The sequence below is a fragment of the Pedobacter sp. NJ-S-72 genome (genome assembly GCF_053890575.1).
In genome coordinates this window covers 2024486-2047980 of record NZ_CM132681.1, presented here as the reverse complement: position 1 = coordinate 2047980, position 23495 = coordinate 2024486, and the positions used below count along the sequence as shown (strand labels likewise).

Here is a 23495-nt window from a genome sequence, read left to right as displayed (position 1 = left end):
TATCTTGTACTTTGAACAGTTGAACCACTATAATAAAAGCTCTTGGCTACCTCAAATGAATTTCTGGCAAGTGCAGGGAAAGGGTGGAAGCTTAATTTTTCATTTCTGCTTGCCCCTGAATATATAAATCCTGTCCGCCAAGGATATCGGCCGCATGATAATCAGCATTGATCGATGCGCGTGAAGATTGTGGTTTAACAGAAGAGGTAAAACCATCTCTCATTTCTAAAACACTTGGATTAGTTCCTGGTACTGTGATGATTGAATAGTTATTGCCCAGGAAAAGATCCCTCGTACCCGCATAACCAGAATTATAATATTGTGCATTAATTTTTAATGTCTGTTTACGGCCCAGTTTGAATTCCGTATTAGTGAAAATATCAAAAGACTGGTTATACTGTAAATCTGTTTGCGTAATATCAGTGAAGATCTGTTTATTCGTTGCATCAAATGCAGCATTGTTTTTTTTTTGATACGCAATGCCAATTCTTCCTTTGAAGTTTTCACCCCCTCCCGAAATTGACTGTGCAATACGAATATCGTGATCTGATTTTTGTTGTAAACCACTGCGTACGCCTGCTTCTGTAGTGAAAGCCAATGGGCCCGCTTGTCCTTTTTTAGTGATAATATTGACGATACCGCCTGTTGCACCACCACCATAAATTGAACTTGCGCCCGAAAGTACTTCAATGCGCTCAATGTTAAAAGGATCAACAGAATCAAACTGTCTTGCAACAGCTCTGGTGCTGTTTAAAGAGACACCATCAATCATCACCAATACATTTTTTCCTCTTAAGTTCTGACCATAATTGGTACGTCCTTCAGGACCAGCATCCAAACCGGGAATAAGTTTCCCTAAAGCTTCTTTTAAGCTAACACCACCTTTAATCTGCTCTTGTAAACGTTCATTATCAATGATCCAGACCGTTCCGGGGATTTCACTTATTTTACTTGGCTTACGAGAAGAAACAACTACCACCTCATCCATTGTATTAGTAGCTTTGAGCACTACTTCAAGATTAAGGTTCTGATCCTTTACCAAATTTATTTTTTTAACAGTCTGATTATAGCCAATATAACTGATAATTAAATTATAACTGCCAGCTTCAAGTTTTAGTCAAAATGACCGTCTTTGTCGGTACTGGTTTCCAACTTCCTGCCTTCGATTTTGATGTTTGCACCGCTTAATGGTTCGCTATCGTTACTTATAATTCCGCTTACAGTTTGCGCTTTAACGCCAGCTGTAAAAGCAACTATAAGGAATAAAATTAAGTATAGATTTCTTCTCATATATTGTTTTTTTTAGATTTTTACAGCGCAAAGCAATGTATTATTTGGATTAATTCCAAATAATACATTGCTTTATATTTACCGGGAGTCGCTAAAAGTTCATCCGGCTCTTCAGATAGCAAGAGATAAAAGCAATCCTGCTACATGATATCGATATATTAAATAAATATTAATGAAAATTTAACATCAAAAAAAACGCTGATATTCAGTGTGTTATATATCTATATGTAATTAGTCTAAATATAATTTGTAATTGTTCTAAATAACCTCTTTCTTCGCATATAAATTTAAATCGTAATGAAACAGAGGAATCTACACCTTCTTTCGCTCTAATTGGTACCACTTCTGTTGATTTAAATTGGCATAGTCATAAAGATTTGTGCAAACGACCGACACGCTTACTAATTACATCTATTATATAAAAACCGTGAAAAATTAACACCTATATGCTTACAGTCAACCTACAAGAAAAACAATTATCCGTTTTATTCGGAGATAACCCTCAAAAGGACATTTTCCATCATGACAATCAGGAAGAATACCTCGATGCGATAGGCAAGGTAAGCCTGGCTGTCAAACGTTTCCTTGATAACAATAAAAAGCCATTCAGTGGTGTAAGCCCGGCGCAACTGCGTCCCTTATTTGCTAATGTGGATTTTGAAACTCCATTAGCTGATTATGATAGTTTGCTCGATGAAGTTGAGCTTTTGTACACCAATCATGCTGTCGCATTCCATCATCCGGAATATATTGCCCATTTAAACTGTCCGCTGGTTATACCAGCAATTGCAGCAGAAGTTATGATTTCCTCTATTAATTCATCTTTATATACCTGGGATCAAAGTGCTGGAGGAACATTAATGGAGCAAAAACTGATTGAGTGGACCAATAGTCAAATCGGTTTTGGCCCTCAGTCTGACGGAATTTTCACCAGTGGCGGAACCCAGAGTAACTTAATGGGGCTACTGCTGGCCAGAGATCATTACGCTATGAAATATTTAAACCATAACATTAAAGAAGATGGTTTGCCGGCAGAAGCTTCGCGTTTCAGAATTTTTGTGTCAGAAATGGCCCATTTCAGTATCCAAAAAAATGCTTCTCTGTTAGGACTTGGTGAAAAAGCCGTAGTGAAAATTAAAACGGACCGCAGTTTCAGAATGAATTCTATACTGCTCGAAGATGCAATTAAACAGGAACTCGCCTTAGGCAATATCCCAATTGCCATAGTAGGAACAGCAGGTACTACCGATTTCGGTAATATTGATCCTTTGCAGGAAATAGGCCGTTTAACCAACAAATATGACTTATGGTTTCATGTAGATGCAGCTTATGGCTGCGGATTACTGCTAACCAGTAAATCCCGCAGATTGATTAACGGTATTGAACTTGCACATTCTGTAACCGTAGATTATCACAAATCATTTTTCCAGCCAGTTAGCAGTGGGGCTTTTTTGATTAAAGACAAAAGGTTTTTTGGTCTGATAACTCATCATGCCGATTATCTGAATCCTAAAGATCACGACCTTGACGGCCTACCAAACCAGGTCAATAAATCTATACAAACTACCCGTCGTTTTGATGCTCTGAAACTTTGGTTCACCTTAAGAATGATGGGGAAAGAAAAGCTGGGTGGTTACTTTGAAACGATCATTCAAACAGCCTCACAGATTGCAGCTATGCTTCAGGCAGATCCTTCTTTTGAATTGATGAATGAATCTGATATCAGTGCCCTGGTATTCCGTTACAATCCCAGAGACGGAAAGGCTGACCTCTGTGCAATGAACCAGTTCATCAAAAAAAGCATGTTTAATGGAGGGGAAGCATTGGTTGCTGGTACTAAAATCAATAAACAATTCTACCTCAAATTTACCTTGCTTAACCCGCTTACTACAATCGATCACGTTAAAAACATCTTCAACATCATAAAAAAACATGGAAACGAATACCTACAGTTTAATAAAACTACAACAGAATTCTGGAGAAATTAATTTCAATGCTCTCTTAAATAGCTATTGCAGAGAATTTAGTAATTGGAGCCGCTATGTGGGAATCCCTGCATACGATCAGCCACTAGCTAATTATTTGAAACTAACAGGTCATGAATTTCACTTACGTTTTGATTTTTCTGAGTTTGGATTTGAAGTATTCGCACCACTTAAACATTATGCGGAAAGTGGAAGACACGTATTCCATTACCCGGTGATAGAACGTGATCTGAATACGGATGAAATCAAACCAATGGATGCTATGCGTTTTATGGAGCTGATCATTGTTTTTGCAAAGGCAGAATTCCCGGAGATTAATTCAGAACTGGTAAAATCGCGTCTGCAGAACAGCATTGATAATTTAACAAAATACCAGGAATATTTTAACCGTACGGGTAAGCTTGTCAATAAAAAGCAGATGAGTTTTATTGAAACGGAACAATCCTTAGTCCTTGGACACAACTCACATCCACTGACTAAAGGAAGACTTGGTTTTAAGAATGATGATGAACTATTGAAATATTCTCCTGAAACAGCCGGAGAATTCCAGTTATCTTATTTTCTGATTGCACCTGAACAAGTAATTGAAAAGAATGCAGAAGGATTTGATATTACTGATACTTTTAAAGCAGAATTACTGAATGCGGTACCCGCAGCTCATCAAATCAGAGCATTAGTAGATAGTCATGCATCATGGAAAGTATTGCCGATGCACCCATGGGAAGCTGAATATTTACTAGCCCGGCCAGAAGTTAAAGAAATGGTAAGCGAAGGTTTACTGTATAGCCTTGGAGAATGGGGAGCTTTATATACACCAACATCATCTGTACGTACGGTATATAACCGTGAAAGTGACTGGATGTATAAATTTTCACTGCATGTGAAAATCACGAATTCAGAACGTGTTAATTTAACTCCTGAACTGCACCGCGGATATGATGTCAGCCGTTTATTAAAAACTGAACTTGGAAAATCTTTGAAAAAAGAGTTTCCGGAAATCGCATTTATTACCGACCCTGCTTTTTTTGCCGTTACTTATAAGGGAAAAACAATTGATGGTTTCAACACCAGTATCCGTCATAATACGTTTAAAGGTGAAGAAGGAGACAAAAATGTAACTTTATTAGCGGCATTATGTCAGGATGGGTTATTAGGCGAAAAGCCAAGGATCGTAAATCTCATTGAACAAGCTGCTAAATACAAAAACAAGTCGGTAGAACAGACAGCAATTAACTGGTTCAAACAATATCTGCATATCTGTGTGGGCCCGATCGTTGGGTTCCTGAATAAATATGGAATGGCTTTTGAATTTCATCAGCAGAATGTGCTTGTTGAACTGGAACTGGACAGCCTGAATTTTCCTGCTAAACTATATTTCAGAGATAATCAAGGTTTCTTTTTTCTGGAAGGTAAATGCGAAGGTCTATTGAATCACCTGCCAGATTTAGCCGCTCAAAGTGGTGCTATAGCACCTGCATCTTTTATCGTGCCTAAATACACCTACTATCTTCTGATCAATAATATTTTAGGTGTAGTGAATGCCATGGGCTGTAATGGACTTGCAGACGAAAGAGAACTAATCGATCTGATATATCTTGAATTTAAACAATTCGAAGAATCAGATACTACAGGTTTTGTAGATTACATAATCAATAACAGAAGCTGGGAAGTCAAAGGTAACTTGTTAATCAACCTGTACAATATTGATGAAGCGAGTGCTCCAACTAACAATCCAGCGATTTTCAGAGCTTATCCAAATCCTCTGAACAGGTACTTTTTTTGTGATAATCTGATTAAGCCAAAGACCAAAGAGATTATGTACAGCAGGTATTTTCCTATTGAAGAAGATATTACCATTACACTGCGTCCTTTTGATATTGACCGGGATCTGGAAATGGTACATGATTGGTTTAATCAGGAACATGCTAAACCAATCTGGAAAATGGATGGACCAATCAGAGGGCTGGAAACGTTTTACCGTACTTTAATACCTGGTGATCTTTCACACAGTTTTATAGGAGAAATTAACGGTGAGCCAACTTTCACTATAGAACCTTACTGGCCAATGCGCGATGTTATGGGAGCTTACTATGACGCACTTGCAACTGATTATGGTGTACATCTAATGATTGCACCAACAGATAAGGATAAGAAATTTAGTTTCCCTACCGGGCAGACTATGGTGGACTTCATTTTTGCACAACCCGTAGTAGGAAAATGCATTGGTGAAGCAGCAGTCGAATCCAGAGCGATGCATATTTTCGGGACACGTCTGGGGTACAGGTATCAGCATGTTATCAAAATGCCGCATAAAGATGCGACGTTAACTTTTTGCTATCGTGAATGGTATTGGGAAAAAAATTTCCAGCAAGTAAAGATATAGCATTAGCAGGGCAGGTGGCCTCAGTATAAATTTTAAGAATAAATGAAAACACAAAAAAAATTTACGACATCATTGGTGTTGGTATCGGCCCCTTTAACTTGGGTATGGCTGCTCTGGCAGCGCCTTTAGAAGATCTTTCTGCTATATTTTTCGATCAGGCACCAGTTTTTAACTGGCATCCTGGTATGATGCTGAGTGATGTCACTTTACAAGTGCCTTTTATGGCAGATCTGGTTACGTTAGCTGATCCTACCAGTCCTTATAGTTTCTTGAATTTCATGAAACAAACAGATCGTTTGTATAAGTTCTATATCAGAGAAGACTTCTATATTTTACGTAAAGAATATAATGCTTATTGCAAATGGGTAATCGCCCAGTTGCCTTCGTGTCAGTTTAATCAGAAAGTATTAAGTACTGATTATGATGAAGCAGAACAATGCTATAAATTGATAGTAGAAGATCAGCGGGACTTCGAAAAACAAACATATTATGCCCGTAAACTGGTTTTAGGCACAGGAACAATTCCTAAAATGCCAGACTTTATAGAGCCAGGCAAACACACGAAGGTAATTCATACCTCAGAATATCTGAATAATAAACGTGAGATGCTGAACTGGCAAAGTGTAAGTATTATCGGATCGGGGCAGAGTGCTGCGGAAATTTTCTATGACCTTTTGCCAGAAACTGAAAATGGATTGGAACTGAAATGGTATACGCGTCCGGATCGTTTTTCCCGATGGAGTATTCAAAACTTACTTTAGAATTGACTTCTCCTGAGTATGTAGATCATTTCTATAACCTGCCTGATGAAAAACGCAAACAGGTTTTAAGCAAACAAAATTCATTGTTCAAAGGCATTAATTATGATTTGATCAACCAGATTTTTGATAAATTATATGAATTGAGTGTAGATGGGGAGGAGCCAAATGTTAAACTAAGTCCTAATTGCCAGCTTGATGGAATCACAACCGCAGAAGATGGCAGTTCTAATCTCCATTTCTACCATACTGAGTTAGAAAAGGAATTTGTTCAGCAAACTGATTTCGTTGTTGTGGCGACAGGCTATAAATACAAAGAACCCTATTTTTTAAAAGGTATCAATCACAGGATTGCCCGCACCGAAGATAATTTATATTATGTAGGCCGTAATTACTCAATTGATACCCATGGCAATGAGATTTTTGTTCAGAACGCAGAATTACATACCCATGGATTTGTAACTCCCGATTTAGGGATGGGGGCTTACCGGAATTCATCAATAATCAATACTGTACTGGGCAGAGAAGCCTATAAGGTTGAAAAGAAAATTGCTTTTCAATCTTTTGGTCTGGCGGCAACTGAGGGAATAGCCAATCCGCTGAAAGAAATCCTCGAAACTGAAAACAGTATAAATTAACAAGCTATCAATATTTAAAATACTGACTATGAATTACAACCATTTCGACAATGTAAAGCCGCTTAAAAAAGCAGTTTGGGATAAGGTGAATTTAAATTATATCGCTAAAGCCATTGTAGAACTAATGCACGAAAAACTGGCAGAACCTGAAATTACAGGAACTGATGAGTCTGGTTTGTCGCATTTTCGTTTGGATACAGATCACAAAAATATTTATTATTCTTTCTCAGCAAGTCTCCGTGCACTGGATTACTGGCATATCCAGAAAGAATCTTTGCGTAAATACGTGGATGAAATCGCTGTTCCTTTAAATAATGCACCTGCATTCTTTACCGAAACACAAGAGACTTTTGGTGTGAAATCATTCACGCTTGCCCATTTTGTGGAAGAGACATTGAACACCTTGTATGCTGATGCATTTATCCACGAAAAAGGACGTTTGACCGCAGATCAGCTTGCTGATGCTGATTATCAGACGATTGAACATCAGATGGATGGTCATCCATGGGCTACGATTAATAAAGGCAGAATTGGATTTAACCACAGTGATCAGGGTAAATATGCACCCGAAGGTGGTCAGTCTACACAATTAGCCTGGTTAGCAGTACACAGAACACGTGCAGACTTTAAATCTTTAGCATCTATAGATATGGCTGCTTTTTATGAAGACGAATTAGGTTTTGAGCAGATTAACCAGTTTAATGAAATATTAAGTGGTAAAAACTTAAATCCTGATGATTATCTGTTTATACCTGTCCATGAATGGCAATGGAACAATAAAATTGTTTTACAGCTTGCACATGATATAGCCAGCGAGTATGTTGTACCACTGGCTTTGGGAAATGATCAGTATAAGTGCCAGCAAAGTATCCGTACTTTTTTTAATATCAGCCAGCCACATAAACATTATGTTAAAACGGCTATTTCGATATTAAATACCTCAATTTTCAGAGGTTTATCTCCAAAAAAGCTAGCTATTGCGCCAAGAGTAACCCAATGGGCAAAAGATATGCTGGATGGAGATGTTTATCTGAAAGAAACCGGGGTTGTATTATTGGGGGAGGTTGCTACAGCGGCGTATACTCATCCTCAATATAGTGCAATTCCAGAATCTCCATATCAATACCAGGAATTTTTAGGTGTAATCTGGAGAGAAAGCGCAGAAAATTATCTGCAACCAGGGGAAAAGATAATGACAATGGCCAGTTTGCTTTACGTAGATGATCAAGGCAAAAGTCTGGTAGAGGCGATGATTGAAAAATCCGGGATTACCCCGATGAATGGCTTAAAGCATATTTAAAAGCATATCTTAAACCTATTTTAAGGATTTTTTATAAGCATGCTTTCTTCTTCAGTCCTCATGGCGAAAATACGATCATGGTGATGAAGGATTATATACCACAGAGAATTATCATTAAAGATTTTGTGGAAGAGATCGTTTTAACAGAAGAATCAAAAGCAAAATTACCAGAAGACCTGGTGAATGTTTTAAGAGAAATTGATGATGAATTAGCACCGCTATTCATTCTTTCGGGAATTTTTGATGCAGTATTCAGATATTTAAGTAATGTTTTCCATTCTTATGTGGGGCTGGATGAAGAATATTTCTGGAAAAATGTAGCCAATACTATTGTAGAATTTCAGGAAGAAAATCCTGAACTGGCTACTAAATTCACAAAATTTGATCTGTTTGTACCTGAATTTGCACGTGTTTGCATTAACCGGGTTCGGTTACTGACTCACGGATATAGTGAGAGCACTGATGTTCCAACACCCGAAGTAATCGGGACATTGGTTAATCCTGTAGCTTTAGCTATGCAGGATTCAGAACAGGTTGTTTAAGTTTATTCTGTATTTATCTACCTATGAAAGAAGCGTGTAGTGGCTGTTTGATATAAACGGCTGTTGCACGTTTTGTTGTTTAAATACATTATTTAATTTGAATGAAATTTTTCACAATAAGGATACTTGTTTTGTGTGTTTAACCCCTGTTTCTAATGCCAATTTTGGCCCGTTAAAAAGCTTGATTTAGCAAAGATGTAAACAGCTGACTAGAAGTGTTTTATAGTGTCCTTGTTCAGACATCGTTCAGGCCTTGTTCAAAGGTTATTCAGTTCTTCTACACGTTTATCTGAATAAAGTGAGAATAAAGCATGGATTTACCATTTTTGACAGATTATTTATGACTTAATCTAACTCTTCTTTGAACAGAATTACCTCGCAAACCGGGATGATCGGGCTGAGATTTGAATGGCTTTAGAATTAACTTAGACTATAATGTTTAGGCAGGAATACAGATTTTTACCATATTTACCTTCTTAAATTAATTACGATGCAGAATGTTATAAAATGGGGGATGATCGGATGTGGGGATGTGACGGAAGTAAAAAGCGGGCCTGCTTTTAATAAAGTTCCAAATTCACGTCTCGTGGCTGTAATGAGCAGAAATGCGGCTAAGGCTGAAGATTATGCAAAGAGACACCAGGTACCAAAATGGTATAACAGTACACAAGAATTGATTGATGATCCGGAGATCAATGCTATATATATTGCAACACCGCCATTATCACATCTGGAGTTGACTATTGCAGCTTTAAAAGCTGGCAAGTCGGTTTACGTTGAAAAACCAATGGCTGTAAATGCTGATGCGGGGAAGAAAATGGTTGAAGCTGCAGCGCAGAGCAATGGAAAACTGACTATCGCACATTATCGCAGAGAACAGCCAGTGTTTAAAAAGATCAAAGCATTAATCGATGAACAGGTTATTGGGACTGTAAAATTTGTTACGCTTGATTATTTACAGCCTTCACTTACTCCAAAAGAGCTTGCAGATCCAAAAATACAATGGCGTTTAGATCCTGCAATTGCTGGTGGCGGACTTTTCCATGATATCGCCCCACATCAGTTGGATTTAATGTTATATTTTTTTTCGGGCCAATTGAAAAAGCATTAGGAATTTCTGGGAACCAGGGCGGTTTATATCAGGCTGATGATTTGGTTACAGGAGTTTTGAAATTCAAAAATAACGTGTTTTTTAACGGAACATGGTGTTTTGATATGCCTCCCGCAACACAGAAAGGATCTTTGCATCATAACCGGTTCTAAAGGAACGATCTCTTTTCCTGTTTTTGGCCCGGCTAAAATAGAGCTAACTGCAGGAGGAAAAACAGAAGTATTTAATTTTGATGCACTTCAGCATGTTCAGCAACCTATGATCGGGGCAACGGTACGCTATTTTTTAAATGAGACAGCTAACCCATGTATGGGTGAGGACGGGCTTATTGTAATGGAAATTATAGACCAGTTTGCAAAAAACGGAAATTAAGCTTTTAAGGTGCTTTATTGTCAATCCGTTCTTCGAGGTGGATCTTGACAAGATCACCTTCCTGCTTATGAATAACTTTTCTCATTTCAGCTTTTATGGGAAGTTTATGTGTCCCATTTCCTAATGCCATAAATGAACTCTGAAAGGGGCGCCCTTCAATTGTGCCCCTTACTTTGACCAACCCCCTGGTTTTAAAGAATTCGACCGAATCAGGCCATATCACGTATGTCCATCCGCCTTTGTTTTTGACTTTTAGCAGTGTAGCTGTAAATTGTTTATCTAAAGTGCTCATAACTGTATGATTGATTTATCAATACAAATTTAACGATACTGGCATATAAACGTGAGTGTCGTTAACGACTTTATACAGGGCCAATTGCGACAAATTCATTTATTCACATAAATTAGTTGAATATTCAACTAATTTATGTGAACTTTGTATCCTAATTTATTAGCTATGGATACAGATACCAGAATTAGTTTATTAATCTCGCAGGCTTTAGGTCTGTATCGCTTAAGAATCAATGCGTTGTTGATACAAAGCAAGCTTGATCTAACCTCCGAAATGTGTGCTGTACTCAGATTGATCTGGAAAGAAGAAGGGCAGAAGCAAAAAGATCTGGCAGAGCAACTATTTAAGGATAAAGGTTCAATCACCAAAATCATTGATAATTTAGAAAAGAGGAAACTGGTAGAACGGGTCAGCGATACTATAGACGCAAGAAATAAGAAAATTATGCTTACTGATGATAGCGGCCGGGAACTGGAAAAGGTGGTTTTGCCAATACTTGATGCTTTTTTGGATAGCATAACGGTTGCTATTGAAACGGAAGAATTAGAAGTTACAAGACGGGTTCTTGGACAGCTCATTAAAAAGTTAAGCTAATTATACCTTTATGTTTTATGAATTATCTCCATACCGGAAAAATATCAGCGATGGGATTAAAGGGCCTGCTGTCATTTTATTATTGTTGCTGCAATCTTTTGTTTTAGCAATCACAAGTACTACCGCTTCACGGTTATCTGCTTTTTATGGGGTAGAGCCAGAAACAGTGACCTGGTTTTCACAGATTGGTACAGTTGGACTTGTTTCCGCTATACCTATATATTATAGGTTGAAACTTTATTTTAAGAAGTCAGATCTGTTAATGGGTGCATTGATTTTCCAGGTGATCCTTTCTATTTCCTGTTATCTGATCAATTATGTCCCACTTTTATTAGTCAGCAACTTTTTGATAAGTATCCTTAAACTGATCTGTCTGCTCGATTTTATATCCTTATTAACGGATCGTTTTCCTGTGATGCGTCATCGTGCATTATTTTATGGGATTTATTATACCATCGCCCGGACGGGAGGAGAGCTTGCTGATATTTTTTTTAATCCAACTATTGAAGAGCATGACTGGCAGGCAATTTATTTGATCGCCACCATAGCGGCAGGTCTTTGTATCGTGATTTGTCTGTTGTTATTTCACCGCGAACGAATGCATAGAAAAATTCCTTTATACCAGGTTGACTGGGCAAGTTTGTTTTTTTTTACTAGTGGATCTTTTTTATTGTGCTATGTGCTTACTTATGGACAAACTAAGGACTGGTTTAGAGACAAACAGATTATAGTTGCATTTACTGGATTTTTCCTGTTTACTTTTCTTTTTATTTTCAGACAGTATCATGTAAAACGTCCTTTCTGGAATCTAAGAGTTTTTAAGGATTATAAACAAATTCCTCTGGGTATTGCCTTCATGGTATTGATGTATGCTTTTTATAGCACCAACTTATTATTTAACAAGTATGCAGCCTATACCTTTCATGGCGAAGAAAGATATTTATCAATTATTGCCGTGATTACTTTATGTGCTTACCTGATCAGTTTTCCAATTGCGGGTATCTTATTATATCGGCGGATGCCAGTACGCGTCATGTTAAGTATTGCTTTTCTGCTTTATGCGGGGTCTTTGTTTATCTTTTTCCATGATGTGCAGACTTATAATTCTATGCATAACCTGGTGGCGGCTTACCTGATGCAGGGAATGGCCTATGGCGTAATGCTCACCACACTATCTACTTTCACAGCGACTAATATCCCCAGAGAATCTAATGGTGACAGGGTGATGGGAAGTTTGTTTTTTCGTTATATTCTAGGTTCTTATGCTGGTTATTCGTTATTCAGTAACTGGTTGTTCAGGGGTACAAACCGGCACGATGGTTATCTTTCAGAAGGGATCACCTTTGATAATTCTGTTTTCATCATCAGAAATACAACATTTAAAAGCTGGATTTTTATCACATGGCATGGATAGTATTCATGCGCATAGTGCAGCTGTAGTAATGATTGCCAAAAAAATTGAATTACAAGCCATGTTGCTGACTTTAAGAGAGGTATCCTTAATCATGGCTATTGCCGCTGTGATCATTGCTTTGATAGTTCTTTTTATCAGGAAATTTGAGATGCACGAAATTGCAGAAGAGAACAAGTATAAGATTGTCTGATTCTATATTTTTTTTACTAAAATTGTAAAAAGCGTTATCCTGATTAGCATAATTACGAAAAATATGAACTTTGAAAATACATTATCATTTGCAAGGACAATGGATGAACAGGATCCATTGCGAAAATTCCGTGAAGAATTCCTATTTCCACAGCAAAATGGTAAACCTTTTATATATCTGTGTGGTAATTCATTGGGTCTTCAACCTAAATCAGCGCGTACTGTGCTTGGAAAACAATTGGATAACTGGCAAAATCTGGCTGTAGAAAGGCTGGTTTGAAGGAAACAGTCCGTGGATGTTTTATCATAAAGAGCTTAAAAAATTAATGGCTCCGATCGTAGGTGCATTGCCTGCTGAGGTTTGCCCGATGAATACGCTGACAGTTAATCTTCATTTACTGATGGTTAGTTTTTATCGCCCTGATCAAAAAAGATTTAAGATTATTATGGAGGCCGGTGCTTTCCCGTCTGATCAGTATGCATTGGAAAGTCAGGTGCGTTTTCATGGTTATGAGCCGGCAACGGCTATTATTGAAGTTGCTCCCAGACCGGGTGAATATACTTTGAGGACAGAAGATATTACAGCCCGTATTGCTGAAAATGCAGATGAGCTGGCTTTAGTTTTATTTGGTGGTATCAATTATTTCACCGGGCAATGGTTCGATATGGAGTCTATTACCAAGGCGGGGCATGCTGCGGGTGCAATTGTAGGATTCGACCTTGCGCATGCAGCCGGAAATGTTCCTGTGCAACTGCATGACTGGGATATGATTTTGCTTGCTGGTGTTCTTATAAGTATCAGAATAGTGGCCCTGGTGGGATAGGTGGCATATTTGTTCATGAGAAACATTTTAAGGACGATACACTGAACCGCTATGCAGGATGGTGGGGCTATAAAGAATCTACTCGTTTTAAAATGGAAAAAGGCTTTGTGCCTGAACCGGGAGCAGATGGCTGGCAGATTAGCTGTTCGCAAGTCATGCCAATGGCTTTATATCATGCTTCACTGCAAATCTTTGAGTCGGCTGGGTTTATGGGGCCACTGAGAGACAAAAGTAAAGTATTAACGGCTTATCTGATTTATACAATTGGTCAGGTAAATCAGGCAATTGGTTATGAACAGTATAAAGTGATTACGCCCGAAAATGAAAACGACCGTGGTACCCAGGTTTCTATTATTGCTTCCGGAAATGCAAAGGGGGTTTTTGAAAAGCTGGTTGCGAATAATGTATTGGGCGATTGGAGAGAGCCAAATGTAATCCGTTTGAGTCCGGTTCCTTTGTATAATTCTTTTGAGGATGTTTTCCTGACTGGTGAGTTATTGTTAAAAATAAGCAAAGAGATAGCTATATGATAAATTACAATCCTAAAGATTGGTTCACCTTTATTTTCCATATCCATAAAGCCGATACTTTCAGGAAATTATGGCCACTGATGCTCAGTGTAGCTGTGTTTTCTGGTCTGATAGCTTTTGGAGAGCTTCATTTTCTTAAATTATCCCAAACGGCAACTGTCAAGAATATTGGTATGATGCATAGTTTGCTGGGCTTTGTGATTTCCATGTTACTGGTATTTCGTACCAATACTTCTTATGATAGATGGTGGGAAGGCAGGAGATTACTTGGCGAACTGACTAATATCAGCCGTAACCTGGCAATAAAAATTAAATCGCTTAAGTTGGGTGAGGAAGAATATGAATATTTCAGTTATGCGATCCCTAAATATGCTTTCGCTTTAAAAGAACATCTGAGAGAAAAAAAGTATTTCGGGTAAAAATAGTTTTCTGGTTGAGGTAGATGGGGGTAAACATATTCCTAATCAGGTTGCCGCAAGTCTTTCTGCACGGGTTTTTGACTTGGAGGCTGCTGGCAAAATTTCTGGTGAACAGTTGATTGTGCTGAGTAGTGACCTGAACCGTTTTACAGATATCTGCGGTGGTTGTGAAAGGATAAAGAAAACACCTATTCCTTTTTCTTATAGTGCTTTTATCAAGAAATTCCTTTTTATCTATGTAATTACTCTTCCTTTTGGCTGGGTATTCAGTCTTGGTTATTTCGTGATTCCAATTGTACCTTTTATTCTATATGTACTGGCCAGTTTAGAGCTCATCGCAGAGGAAATAGAAAATCCTTTTGGACAGGATGCGAATGATTTGCCTGTAGATGAAATCTGTAATAATATTGAAAAACACGTAGGAGAGATCTTAAATTAAATGATAAAAATAGCTTATCATCCTTTATATGCGCATCCTTTACCGGAGGAACATCGTTTTCCGATGCTAAAGTATGAATTGATACCAGAACAGTTATTACATGAAGGGGTTATCAGTCTTAATAATCTTTTTGAACCTGAACCGGTTGATGAAGAGGTTGTATTGTTATCGCATGATGCTGCTTATTGGGCGCAGCTAAGAGATTTTACTTTGCCCCCAAGGGAGCAGCGCCGGATTGGCTTCCCGTTAAATGCACAATTGCTGGAGCGGGAACTGAGAATCGCTCAGGGAACGATTGATGGTGCGCTATTTGCAAAAGAATATGGTCTTGCTTTTAATGTGGCTGGTGGTACGCATCACGCAGGGTCAAACTGGGGTGAGGGCTTTTGTTTGCTGAATGATCAGGCTATTGCGGCTAATTATCTTTTGAACAGGGGTTTGTGTAATCGTATTCTGATTATAGATTTAGATGTGCATCAGGGAAATGGGACTGCACAGATTCTGGAGAACGAGAATAGGGTATTTACTTTTTCTATGCACGGCGAAAAGAACTTCCCTTTTCCGCAAGGAGGTTTCTGATCTTGATATTGGCCTTGATGCTGGAACTGGTGATGATGTTTATCTTTCGCTTTTGGAACATACGTTACCGGGGTTGTATGAGAAACATAAACCTGATTTTGTTTTTTATTTATCTGGGGTAGATGTTTTATCAAGTGATAAATTAGGGCAACTAGCGATGAGCAAGGCTGGCTGCAAAGAGAGGGATAAAATGGTTTTTGAGTTTTGTAAGGGACATGGTTTGCCCGTTCAGGTCAGTATGGGGGGAGGGTATTCTCCACTAATTAAGGACATTGTTGAGGCGCATTGTAACACATTCAAAATTGGTTTGGATTTGTTGTCTTCTATATAAAAAAAAAAACAGGTATACATATTCAGACTTCGTCCCCCTGAAGAGGGGAACAGCTATGTCTGAATATGTATACCTGTTTTTTTTCCAGAGTATCCACTGCATTGTGTTCTTTGTTGGCGCTTTAAGATGTTATTTAAGGTTGGCTATTAGAGACGGAGCTTTAATGGTTGTTTATTTGATGTAGCCTTTTAGATAGTTATCAGACTGAGCTTTAAGGATTGTTTATTTGATGTAGCCTTTTAGATAGTTATCAGACTGAACTTTAAGGATTATTATTAGATGGTACTGGTGGTATTGCTGAATTGATCTCTCTTTAAGGAATTATGATATTATTTGTGATTTCTAAGGTGGCTTTTATTGAGGTTATGATAACTTTGATTCATGGAGAAATTGGTTGCGCAAGATACTTCAAAGAAGATTCTTTCCTTTGGTTTTGTAGTGGGGACCACAAGTTTGGCTTTTGTCGTTTCTCAGCTGGATGTGTCTATTGTAAATATAGCACTCCCGCGGATTTCTAAGTCTTTTTCTGCAGATATTAGTGCGTTACAATGGATTGTTGATGCTTATACTATAGCTTTCGCGGTTTTGATGCTGTCTGCTGGTTCAATGAGCGATTTGCTTGGGTCTAAAAGGATCTTTCAGATTGGATTATTAGTTTTTGGGGCGGCTTCTATAGGTTGCGGACTGGCCTGGAATCCGATTAGTTTAATTGGATTCAGGATTTTGCAGGGGATTGGGGCAGCGACAATGATACCAAGTTCCCTTTCTATTTTAAATCAGGAGTTTTCTCATGATAAAACGCTGCGTTCCCGCGCTGTTGCCCTTTGGACTGCCGCGGGTGGGGTGTCAATTGCTGCTGGCCCGATTTTAGGCGGGCTTTTGATTCATTTGAGTAACTGGCGGATGATCTTTCTTGTTGATATACCACTGTGCATGATCGGTATTTTCCTGAGCTTCAGACTAAGGGAAAGTGAACGCCATCCCGATAAGGGCTTTGATATTCCGGGACAACTGGTATGGATGCTTGCGCTCACGGCTTTAACTGCGGCTATTATCGAGTGGCATAGCCTGGGCTTTACACACCCACTGATTTTTGGTGGTTTGCTTTTTAGTGCCGCCATGATGATCTGGTTTATCCGCATTGAGAAAAAAAGCAAGCTCACCTATATTACCTTTGGATTTGTTTAATTCTTCTTCTTTTAATGTGCTGATCTTACTCGGTATAGCATTCAATAGTGCTTATTATGGAACATAAGTCTGTATCTGCAGGATGTATTACACTACGCCTCGCTTAATGCTGGTCTTGCTTTTTTTTACCCGCTGACTGCGGGATTTATCATTTCAAACCTGATTAGTGCCCGGCTCATGGCGAGGTATGGGATACGTATTCCAATTTTAGCGGGACTGTTTATATCAATCATCGGTTTCGCAGGGTTACTGATCGCAAATGCGAATACGCCTTACTGGCAATTATTTATTCCATTTATTACTATACCGCTTGGAATGGGGCTTGCAGTTCCTGCAATGACCACGGGGATACTTGCCGGGGTACCAGGACACGTTCAGGTACTGCATCTGCCGTTTTGAATACAACCCGCCAGGCAGCGCGAGCAATGGGGGGTAGCTATATTTGGTGCAATGGCCAACAGCGGAGCAACTTCTATTGTGTATGCAATAACGGTAAGTGCAATTATCTCTGTCTGCATTCTGCTATGCAGTGCGTCGCTAATCTTTAAATACCTTCATAAAAATTAAAATAGGTGCCGGATTTCAAACTGCTAATTCTTAAATGAGCTGATCAATTAGTCAATAAAAAGCTCGAAATAAGAATATTAGAGAGTTCAAAAAAGAGTTTGTAATTCAATAAACTTGAGGGTTTGTTGATAAATAAAATAAACTAAACAATAAATCACACAAGCCACCACAATAATATAATCGATTTGATCCTCTTAACCATCTGTGAGGCTATTGGTTAGCACTTCGTCATTGAAGGATCTCCTTTTGGATGAGCAATTAAAAAACCAGGCGGGTATATCCTGGCATAGCAATGTCAGGCCTCTTCTGGCAGACAATTGCAGCCAGGATATACCCGCCTGGTTTTTTAATATGAAGTATTTTAATGAAATTTAGGGTCTCTAAATAAAGGATACCAGAGATGAAGATTGTAATTGCAGAAAAACCTTCCGTTGCACGTGAATTAGCTAAAGTGTTTGGCGCAACGGGTAAAAAAGACGGATACATTGAGGGGAAAGGTTACACTTTTACCTGGGCATTCGGACATCTGCTGCAATTAGCACCTCCACAAGAATATGGCTTTATAGGCTGGAGAAGGCAGCATTTGCCGATGCTCCCAGCTAAATTTAAGCTTGCCATCAGGAAGATCAAAACCAAAGATGGCCTGGTAGAGGATCCCGGAGTAAGGAAACAACTCGATATTATCAAAAAGCTGTTTGATGAGGCTACAGAGATTATCGTAGCGACGGATGCCGGGAGGGAAGGTGAACTCATTTTCCGCTATATCTATTATTTTCTGAAATGTAAAAAACCTTTTAAAAGACTCTGGATCTCTTCACAGACTGACGAAGCTATTAAAGAAGGGTTCAGAAATCTTAAGCCGGGTACTGATTATGATACGTTGTTTAATTCTGCACATTGCAGGCAGGTCAGAATCTGACTGGCTGGTAGGAATGAACGCTACTCAGGCTTTAAGTATTTCGGCTGGTGCAAGATCAGTACTTTCACTGGGTAGGGTACAAACACCTACTTTAGCAATGATCTGCTCCAGATTTATTGAAACAAAGAATTTTGTACCACAATTATATTATCAGCTGGGTATACAGCTGGATAAAGAAGGGCAGCTGTTTAAGGCTGTTTCCACAGTCAATTTCAATGTAAAGGAAGAAGCGCAGGTTTTATTTGATAAAATTGAAGATGTGGCCTCTGGTTTTCCAACCGGGGGTAAAATCATTGATGTTGAAGCTAAACCACGAAAAGAACCGCCTCCTTTGTTACATGACCTGAGTAGTTTACAACAGGAAGCAAATAAGCGTAAAGGTTATACTGCCGATCAAACGCTTAATTTACTACAGAATTTATACGAAAGTAAACTGGTTTCTTATCCACGTACGGGTAGCCGGTACATTGGGGATGATGTTTTTGCTGCTGGTGTCCCTCAGTTAATTACTCAACTGACTACGCATCCGGATTTTGGAAAACAGGCTGAATTTCTAATGACCATACCTTTGAATAAAAGGAGCGTGAATGCAAAGAAAGTAACGGATCACCATGCTATTTTACCAACTGGTGAGGCACCTTATCATTTGAGTTCGGATAAACAGGCGGTTTATGATATGGTAGTAGGGCGTATGCTGGAGGCCTTTCATCAGGAATGTGTTAAGGAGGTAACGAAAATAACGATTGAATCTGGCTCTCTGTTTATTGCAAACGGAACAGTTATCCGCTCTGCGGGATGGCGCTCTGTATTAAATGATAAAGAGGAAGATAAAAAAGATGAGGATAATCCTTCTCTTCCAAAGGTTAAAAAAGGGGAACTTCTGCCTATTGTAGAGAAAGCTTTGCTGGAGAAGCAGACTAAACCGAAACCTCTATATAATGAAGCTTCTTTACTGAAAGCACTGGAAACTTCTGGTAAAGAAATTGAAGATGAAGAATTGCGCTACGCCATGAAAGATAGTGGGCTGGGAACTCCGGCTACAAGAGCTTCAATTATTGAAACTCTAATCACCAGGGATTATATTATGCGTGAAAAACGTAATCTCGTGCCAACTTTTAAAGGCCTTGCTGTTTATGATGTAGTCAAAGATCAGAAGATTGCTCAGGCTGAGTTGACAGGTTCATGGGAAAAAAGACTGGAAGAAATCAGATCTGGTGCTTCGGTTGCAGATTTTAAAGCAGAAATTTCTGAATATACCCGGTCAATTACCAATGAATTACTTGCAGCTGGAGCTGGTCTTGCAGAAAAATTAGTACCAAAGAAGGAAGATCCGGCTGTAGTTTAGCCAGATCTTCCTTCTTTGGGTGAAGATCAATCCCGGTTTTGAATTAGATCTGTCTCATTTTTTCGAATAACAAAGCAGATAACTGCGTGGTAATCTTCCCTGCTTTTCCATTACCAATTTCTTTTCCGTCTACTTTTAGAATAGGAAGATATTTTTAGTTGTACTGGTCATGAAAGCCTCGCTCGCATTATAAAGTTCTTCCAAGGTAAAATCACGTGCTGTGATCTGGAAACCTGAATCTTTGAGGTTAAGGATGTTTTTACGGATAACACCACTCAGTACATCGTTTTTGGCAGTTATAACTTCTCCTTCATTGGTCACAATGAAAAAATTGGCCCTGGGAGTTTCTTTGACTAAACCATTATATTGATACAATACGTCGTCAGCTTTATTTTCCTTGATAAAAGGTTGTAACCAGATCGCCATAGTATAATCCAGCGTTTTCATTTCGGATAATTGTCTTTGATAGGAATAAGTAACCAAAGTTATACCTTCAGTTTGAAGACCCTGAGGGATGGTTAAAGGCAGTTGTGTAATGATCAGATTTTGTGCAGCAGGCAGGATATAAGCATCATCAGAGTACCCTCCGGTCAAAGTCATCTTAATTCCGGAATCTGGTAAATTATTCCTTTGCATCAATTCAGCAGCATGATGTCTTTCAATTCTGCAGGAGTCTGGTTGACGTGCAGGTGCATTTTTTTAGCAGAGTTATAAAAACGTTCTATATGATCGTCCAGAAAAATAGGTTTGCCATTGACTGTCTTAAAGAAATCAAATATTCCATATCCTCTTTGTATAGCAAGATCTGTAATTAGTAGGGAAGCCTGAGCAGCGTCTATAAAAGTGTGGTTTAGAAAAACGGTATTAGGACTCATTATTTGCTCTGTTTGAGGTCTTGATAATAATTAAATTTTACAGGAGCTGTTATTTAAACAGGTCTGTGCAATATTAATAAAATTACTGGGTTTGATACTTCATCCAATTGTTATATTCGTTGCGGATTTGATGTAATCAGCATTTATTGACTGCTGCTATAATTTAATACCTTTAACATATCTGTTATCATTATCTATTCTATATGTATATCACCATATTCATTGTTTGCACATTAGCATTGCTGGTTTATATCATTTTAAATTTGCCGGTTTTTTGGCCGTTTGCCCCAGGGTGCAGGTTTAGAACGTATCCGGGCTTTGCCTAACGTTAAAGATGATGTCCTGCAAAATCAGTCTTTAACTCCTGTTGAACCCGAAGAAGGGTATTGGGTTCTTCTCAAAGCTATGCTGAAAGGGAATCCAAATAGCAGACCGACAGCCGTTTTACCACATGTTAAACCTGAACTGGATTCTATATCAGGAGCAAAACTAACGTGGTTTGGGCATTCTTCTTATTTATTGCAGCTGGATTCTTTAAAGGTACTGGTCGATCCGGTATTTAGCAGAACGCCTTCTCCATTTTCATTTATAGGTAAAAAACAATATGCTGGTACGGATTTTATTGGGGCAGAAGATTTCCCCGCAATTGATATTTTGCTGATTACGCATGATCATTACGATCATATGGATTATCAAAGTATCTTAAAGCTGAAAGATAATGTGAAGCATTTCTTAACTTCAGCAGGAGCAGGGTCACATTTATTGCGTTGGGGGAATTCCGGCAGAGAAGATTACCGAACTGGCATGGGATGAACAAACGGTTTTATGCGGGCTTAAGTTTACAGCCCAGCCAGCAAGACATTTTACTGGCAGAACGTTTAAAAGGAACCGGACATTATGGTCTTCGTTTATTCTGGAAAGTGCTGAACATAAATTATTTTTAGGTGGAGATTCTGGTTATGATAGTCATTTTAAGGTAATTGGTGAGCAACATGGACCTTTTGATCTGGCAATTTTAGAATGTGGGCAATATAATGAACTATGGCCTTTTATCCATATGTTCCCTGAACAAACGGTAATGGCAGCAAAAGATTTGAAGGCAAAAGTGCTTTTACCTGTACACTGGGGAAAGTTTACATTAGCTTTGCATGATTGGAATGATCCTGTTTTGCGTGTATCTAAAAGTGCTGAAGAGTCAGAACAGTTGATTACCACTCCTTTATTGGGTGAGACATTTCAGATCGGAGGAAATTATCCGGATACAAAATGGTGGTGGTTAAATATGGAAAACGGGAAACAATAGGTTTTGATGCTTGTTATATCTATGAATTCAAAATATCAAAGATATGAAAACGGATCTTATAGAAATTTTTCAGACTATCAGGGCAGCGTTACAGCCTTATACCACTTTAGGTTTTAATGATGGGGCTAACAGCGATCAGAAATATGACCTCTGGGCCGCACCCCCGCTAGAAGCGAAAGATCAGCATAAACCAGAAGTGTTTTTTCTCAGTCTGGAAGTTAAAGATGATCATATAGCATTTGATTTGCTTCCTGATTCTGTACCTCAGCATGAGCGAACAATGTACATTAAAGAACTGGATGATGTAACTTTGAATTTAATTGAAGATAAAGTAGCTGCCGGATATAAAATATTTAAAGAGCAGGGATGGGTGTAGAAAAGAATTGAAAACTAACAGTGATGAGGATAAAAAGAGCGGAGATTGCTGTAAATAAAAAACAGGAGTGGGGATAAAAAAAATAAGCTGGCAACAAGAGTTAAACAAGCGTTACTGGATATTGGCATTGAGTCAGAATTGTATACTTCTGACTCTTTTCTTTTATTGAAGTTTCAGGATAATGATGAATTATATCTTAATTTGCTAAGTATAGCAAATCATCCTGGTTCAGCAGAAGCGTTAATTTTACAAGAGGAATATAGTGCTTCGGGTAAACAATTAATTCAGCTTTGGGAAGATATCTGGTATAATAAACCGGCACAGATTTTAAGCCGTATCAGCTCGTTGCTAGGTGGAAATCAGAGGATTCATGGTAGAAAAACCAGCGTTGTTAATATAACTCAACCTGAAGCTGATGTTTTTCTTAAGGATAACCATCTCCAGGGATCAGCCAAGGCAAGACATCGGTACGCATTAGTTTTAGAAGGGAAATTTGTTGCTGTTGCCACTTTTAGTGCCAAACGTAAAATGACCAGAAAGCATGCAGATTATACGTCTGTTGAACTAATCAGGTTTGCGAATGCCGATGGTTTTACTGTGCAGGGCGGATTGAGTAAACTGATTAAACATTTAATCAAAAATATCCTTCCAAATGATGTGATGACATATGCAGATCTGGACTGGTCTTATGGGAAAGGATATACAAAGCTGGGTTTTGAGCTTGTCGCAAAAGTACCACCGGCAGAAATATGGTTGGACCAGACTAGTAACATCCGTTATTTTCCTCATCGCCTGCCAGATGAAGTTATTACTGCTATGGCTCAGTTAACTGAGCCTGAAAGAACAGAATATTTAAATTCTTTACTTTATATCAGTGTTTTTAATACGGGAAACCTGAAATATATTATACAATGCAAATAGATAAAAAAAAC

26 protein-coding genes and 3 pseudogenes are annotated in these 23495 nt (G+C 38.5%); 24 read left to right on the top strand and 5 right to left on the bottom strand.

From position 1 onward, the window contains the following. Positions 1–91: 91 nt before the first annotated feature. Together ACWYN3_RS13630 and ACWYN3_RS13625 are read right to left on the bottom strand one after the other, a co-directional pair. Positions 92–1042 (bottom strand): TonB-dependent receptor, encoded by a 951-nt coding sequence (locus tag ACWYN3_RS13630; RefSeq protein WP_456221634.1) that lies wholly within the window; start codon positions 1040–1042, stop codon positions 92–94. 71 nt (positions 1043–1113) lie between these two features. Continuing rightward, the gene (locus ACWYN3_RS13625; protein ID WP_456221633.1) at positions 1114–1290 is read right to left on the bottom strand and encodes a hypothetical protein; all 177 of its coding nucleotides are present in this window, start codon (positions 1288–1290) and stop codon (positions 1114–1116) included. Positions 1291–1736: 446 nt separating this feature from the next. Between ACWYN3_RS13625 and ACWYN3_RS13620 the strand changes: the two genes are divergently transcribed. The 7 genes and pseudogenes from ACWYN3_RS13620 (at position 1737) to ACWYN3_RS13590 (ending at position 10379) form a co-directional block, all read left to right on the top strand. Next, positions 1737–3278: a pyridoxal phosphate-dependent decarboxylase family protein gene (locus ACWYN3_RS13620; protein WP_456221632.1), complete on the top strand. Its 1542-nt coding sequence runs from the start codon at positions 1737–1739 to the stop codon at positions 3276–3278. Continuing rightward, positions 3223–5658 carry a GNAT family N-acetyltransferase gene (locus tag ACWYN3_RS13615; protein WP_456221631.1) on the top strand — a complete coding sequence of 812 codons (2436 nt, stop codon included), beginning with the start codon at positions 3223–3225 and terminating at the stop codon, positions 5656–5658. Before ACWYN3_RS13620 ends, ACWYN3_RS13615 begins: the two co-directional genes overlap by 56 nt. 104 nt (positions 5659–5762) lie before the next feature. Beyond that, positions 5763–7054 (top strand): annotated as a pseudogene (locus ACWYN3_RS13610) (lysine N(6)-hydroxylase/L-ornithine N(5)-oxygenase family protein). Positions 7055–7082: 28 nt separating this feature from the next. After that, positions 7083–8354 (top strand): IucA/IucC family protein, encoded by a 1272-nt coding sequence (locus ACWYN3_RS13605; protein WP_456221630.1) that lies wholly within the window; start codon positions 7083–7085, stop codon positions 8352–8354. Continuing rightward, complete coding sequence (locus ACWYN3_RS13600) at positions 8315–8896, top strand: IucA/IucC family C-terminal-domain containing protein (protein WP_456223001.1); 582 nt, start codon at positions 8315–8317, stop codon at positions 8894–8896. Before ACWYN3_RS13605 ends, ACWYN3_RS13600 begins: the two co-directional genes overlap by 40 nt. Before the next feature lie 490 nt (positions 8897–9386). Beyond that, complete coding sequence (locus ACWYN3_RS13595) at positions 9387–10007, top strand: Gfo/Idh/MocA family protein (protein ID WP_456221629.1); 621 nt, start codon at positions 9387–9389, stop codon at positions 10005–10007. Between the two features lie 99 nt (positions 10008–10106). Continuing rightward, entirely contained in the window at positions 10107–10379 is a 273-nt protein-coding gene (locus tag ACWYN3_RS13590; protein WP_456221628.1) for a hypothetical protein, read from the top strand. Between the two features lie 4 nt (positions 10380–10383). Here ACWYN3_RS13590 and ACWYN3_RS13585 read toward each other — a convergent pair whose 3' ends face one another. After that, a complete protein-coding gene (locus tag ACWYN3_RS13585) occupies positions 10384–10671 on the bottom strand; it encodes a DUF1905 domain-containing protein (protein ID WP_456221627.1) in 288 nt (95 codons plus the stop codon). Positions 10672–10836: 165 nt separating this feature from the next. Here ACWYN3_RS13585 and ACWYN3_RS13580 point away from each other — a divergent pair, with 165 nt between their 5' ends. The 13 genes and pseudogenes from ACWYN3_RS13580 (at position 10837) to ACWYN3_RS13520 (ending at position 20009) form a co-directional block, all read left to right on the top strand. After that, the gene (locus tag ACWYN3_RS13580) at positions 10837–11265 is read left to right on the top strand and encodes a MarR family winged helix-turn-helix transcriptional regulator (protein ID WP_456221626.1); all 429 of its coding nucleotides are present in this window, start codon (positions 10837–10839) and stop codon (positions 11263–11265) included. A 10-nt stretch (positions 11266–11275) separates the two neighbouring features. After that, positions 11276–12679 carry an MFS transporter gene (locus ACWYN3_RS13575; protein ID WP_456221625.1) on the top strand — a complete coding sequence of 468 codons (1404 nt, stop codon included), beginning with the start codon at positions 11276–11278 and terminating at the stop codon, positions 12677–12679. After that, a complete protein-coding gene (locus tag ACWYN3_RS13570) occupies positions 12672–12869 on the top strand; it encodes a hypothetical protein (protein ID WP_456221624.1) in 198 nt (65 codons plus the stop codon). The genes ACWYN3_RS13575 and ACWYN3_RS13570 overlap by 8 nt, the downstream gene beginning before the upstream one ends. Positions 12870–12932: 63 nt before the next feature. Next, positions 12933–13148 (top strand): hypothetical protein, encoded by a 216-nt coding sequence (locus ACWYN3_RS13565; protein WP_456221623.1) that lies wholly within the window; start codon positions 12933–12935, stop codon positions 13146–13148. A gap of 16 nt (positions 13149–13164) precedes the next feature. Further along, complete coding sequence (locus ACWYN3_RS13560) at positions 13165–13692, top strand: aminotransferase class V-fold PLP-dependent enzyme (RefSeq protein ID WP_456221622.1); 528 nt, start codon at positions 13165–13167, stop codon at positions 13690–13692. A gap of 92 nt (positions 13693–13784) precedes the next feature. Beyond that, on the top strand, positions 13785–14222 hold the full coding sequence (locus ACWYN3_RS13555; RefSeq protein WP_456221621.1) for a kynureninase/PvdN C-terminal domain-containing protein: 438 nt from the start codon (positions 13785–13787) through the stop codon (positions 14220–14222). After that, positions 14219–14641 (top strand): hypothetical protein, encoded by a 423-nt coding sequence (locus ACWYN3_RS13550; RefSeq protein WP_456221620.1) that lies wholly within the window; start codon positions 14219–14221, stop codon positions 14639–14641. The genes ACWYN3_RS13555 and ACWYN3_RS13550 overlap by 4 nt, the downstream gene beginning before the upstream one ends. Then, positions 14631–15080 (top strand): hypothetical protein, encoded by a 450-nt coding sequence (locus ACWYN3_RS13545; RefSeq protein ID WP_456223000.1) that lies wholly within the window; start codon positions 14631–14633, stop codon positions 15078–15080. Before ACWYN3_RS13550 ends, ACWYN3_RS13545 begins: the two co-directional genes overlap by 11 nt. Further along, positions 15081–15659, top strand: a complete 579-nt coding sequence (locus ACWYN3_RS13540) for a histone deacetylase family protein (protein WP_456221619.1) — start codon at positions 15081–15083, stop codon at positions 15657–15659. It abuts the gene before it with no gap. Between the two features lie 52 nt (positions 15660–15711). Then, positions 15712–15990, top strand: coding sequence for a hypothetical protein (locus ACWYN3_RS13535; protein WP_456221618.1), 279 nt, complete (start codon positions 15712–15714; stop codon positions 15988–15990). A gap of 381 nt (positions 15991–16371) precedes the next feature. After that, positions 16372–17178 (top strand): MFS transporter, encoded by an 807-nt coding sequence (locus tag ACWYN3_RS13530; RefSeq protein ID WP_456221617.1) that lies wholly within the window; start codon positions 16372–16374, stop codon positions 17176–17178. Positions 17179–17355: 177 nt separating this feature from the next. Beyond that, a complete protein-coding gene (locus ACWYN3_RS13525) occupies positions 17356–17577 on the top strand; it encodes a hypothetical protein (protein WP_456221616.1) in 222 nt (73 codons plus the stop codon). Positions 17578–18145: 568 nt separating this feature from the next. Then, positions 18146–20009 (top strand): annotated as a pseudogene (locus ACWYN3_RS13520) (DNA topoisomerase). 135 nt (positions 20010–20144) lie between these two features. On the opposite strand, the gene ACWYN3_RS13515 reads toward ACWYN3_RS13520, so the two are convergent. Both ACWYN3_RS13515 and ACWYN3_RS13510 read right to left on the bottom strand, forming a co-directional pair. After that, positions 20145–20645, bottom strand: coding sequence for an aminotransferase class IV (locus ACWYN3_RS13515; RefSeq protein ID WP_456221615.1), 501 nt, complete (start codon positions 20643–20645; stop codon positions 20145–20147). Next, positions 20645–20884: an aminotransferase class IV gene (locus ACWYN3_RS13510; RefSeq protein ID WP_456221614.1), complete on the bottom strand. Its 240-nt coding sequence runs from the start codon at positions 20882–20884 to the stop codon at positions 20645–20647. Before ACWYN3_RS13510 ends, ACWYN3_RS13515 begins: the two co-directional genes overlap by 1 nt. A 405-nt stretch (positions 20885–21289) precedes the next feature. On the opposite strand from ACWYN3_RS13510, the pseudogene ACWYN3_RS13505 reads away from it, so the two are divergent. From ACWYN3_RS13505 to ACWYN3_RS13490, 4 genes and pseudogenes are all read left to right on the top strand, one after another. Further along, positions 21290–21950: pseudogene (locus tag ACWYN3_RS13505) on the top strand (MBL fold metallo-hydrolase); the annotation flags it as partial. Between the two features lie 12 nt (positions 21951–21962). Continuing rightward, positions 21963–22187, top strand: a complete 225-nt coding sequence (locus tag ACWYN3_RS13500; protein ID WP_456223358.1) for a hypothetical protein — start codon at positions 21963–21965, stop codon at positions 22185–22187. 43 nt (positions 22188–22230) lie between these two features. Beyond that, a complete protein-coding gene (locus tag ACWYN3_RS13495) occupies positions 22231–22563 on the top strand; it encodes a hypothetical protein (protein WP_456221613.1) in 333 nt (110 codons plus the stop codon). Between the two features lie 138 nt (positions 22564–22701). Continuing rightward, positions 22702–23484, top strand: a complete 783-nt coding sequence (locus ACWYN3_RS13490) for a hypothetical protein (RefSeq protein WP_456221612.1) — start codon at positions 22702–22704, stop codon at positions 23482–23484. The last annotated feature ends 11 nt before the right edge of the window (positions 23485–23495 follow it).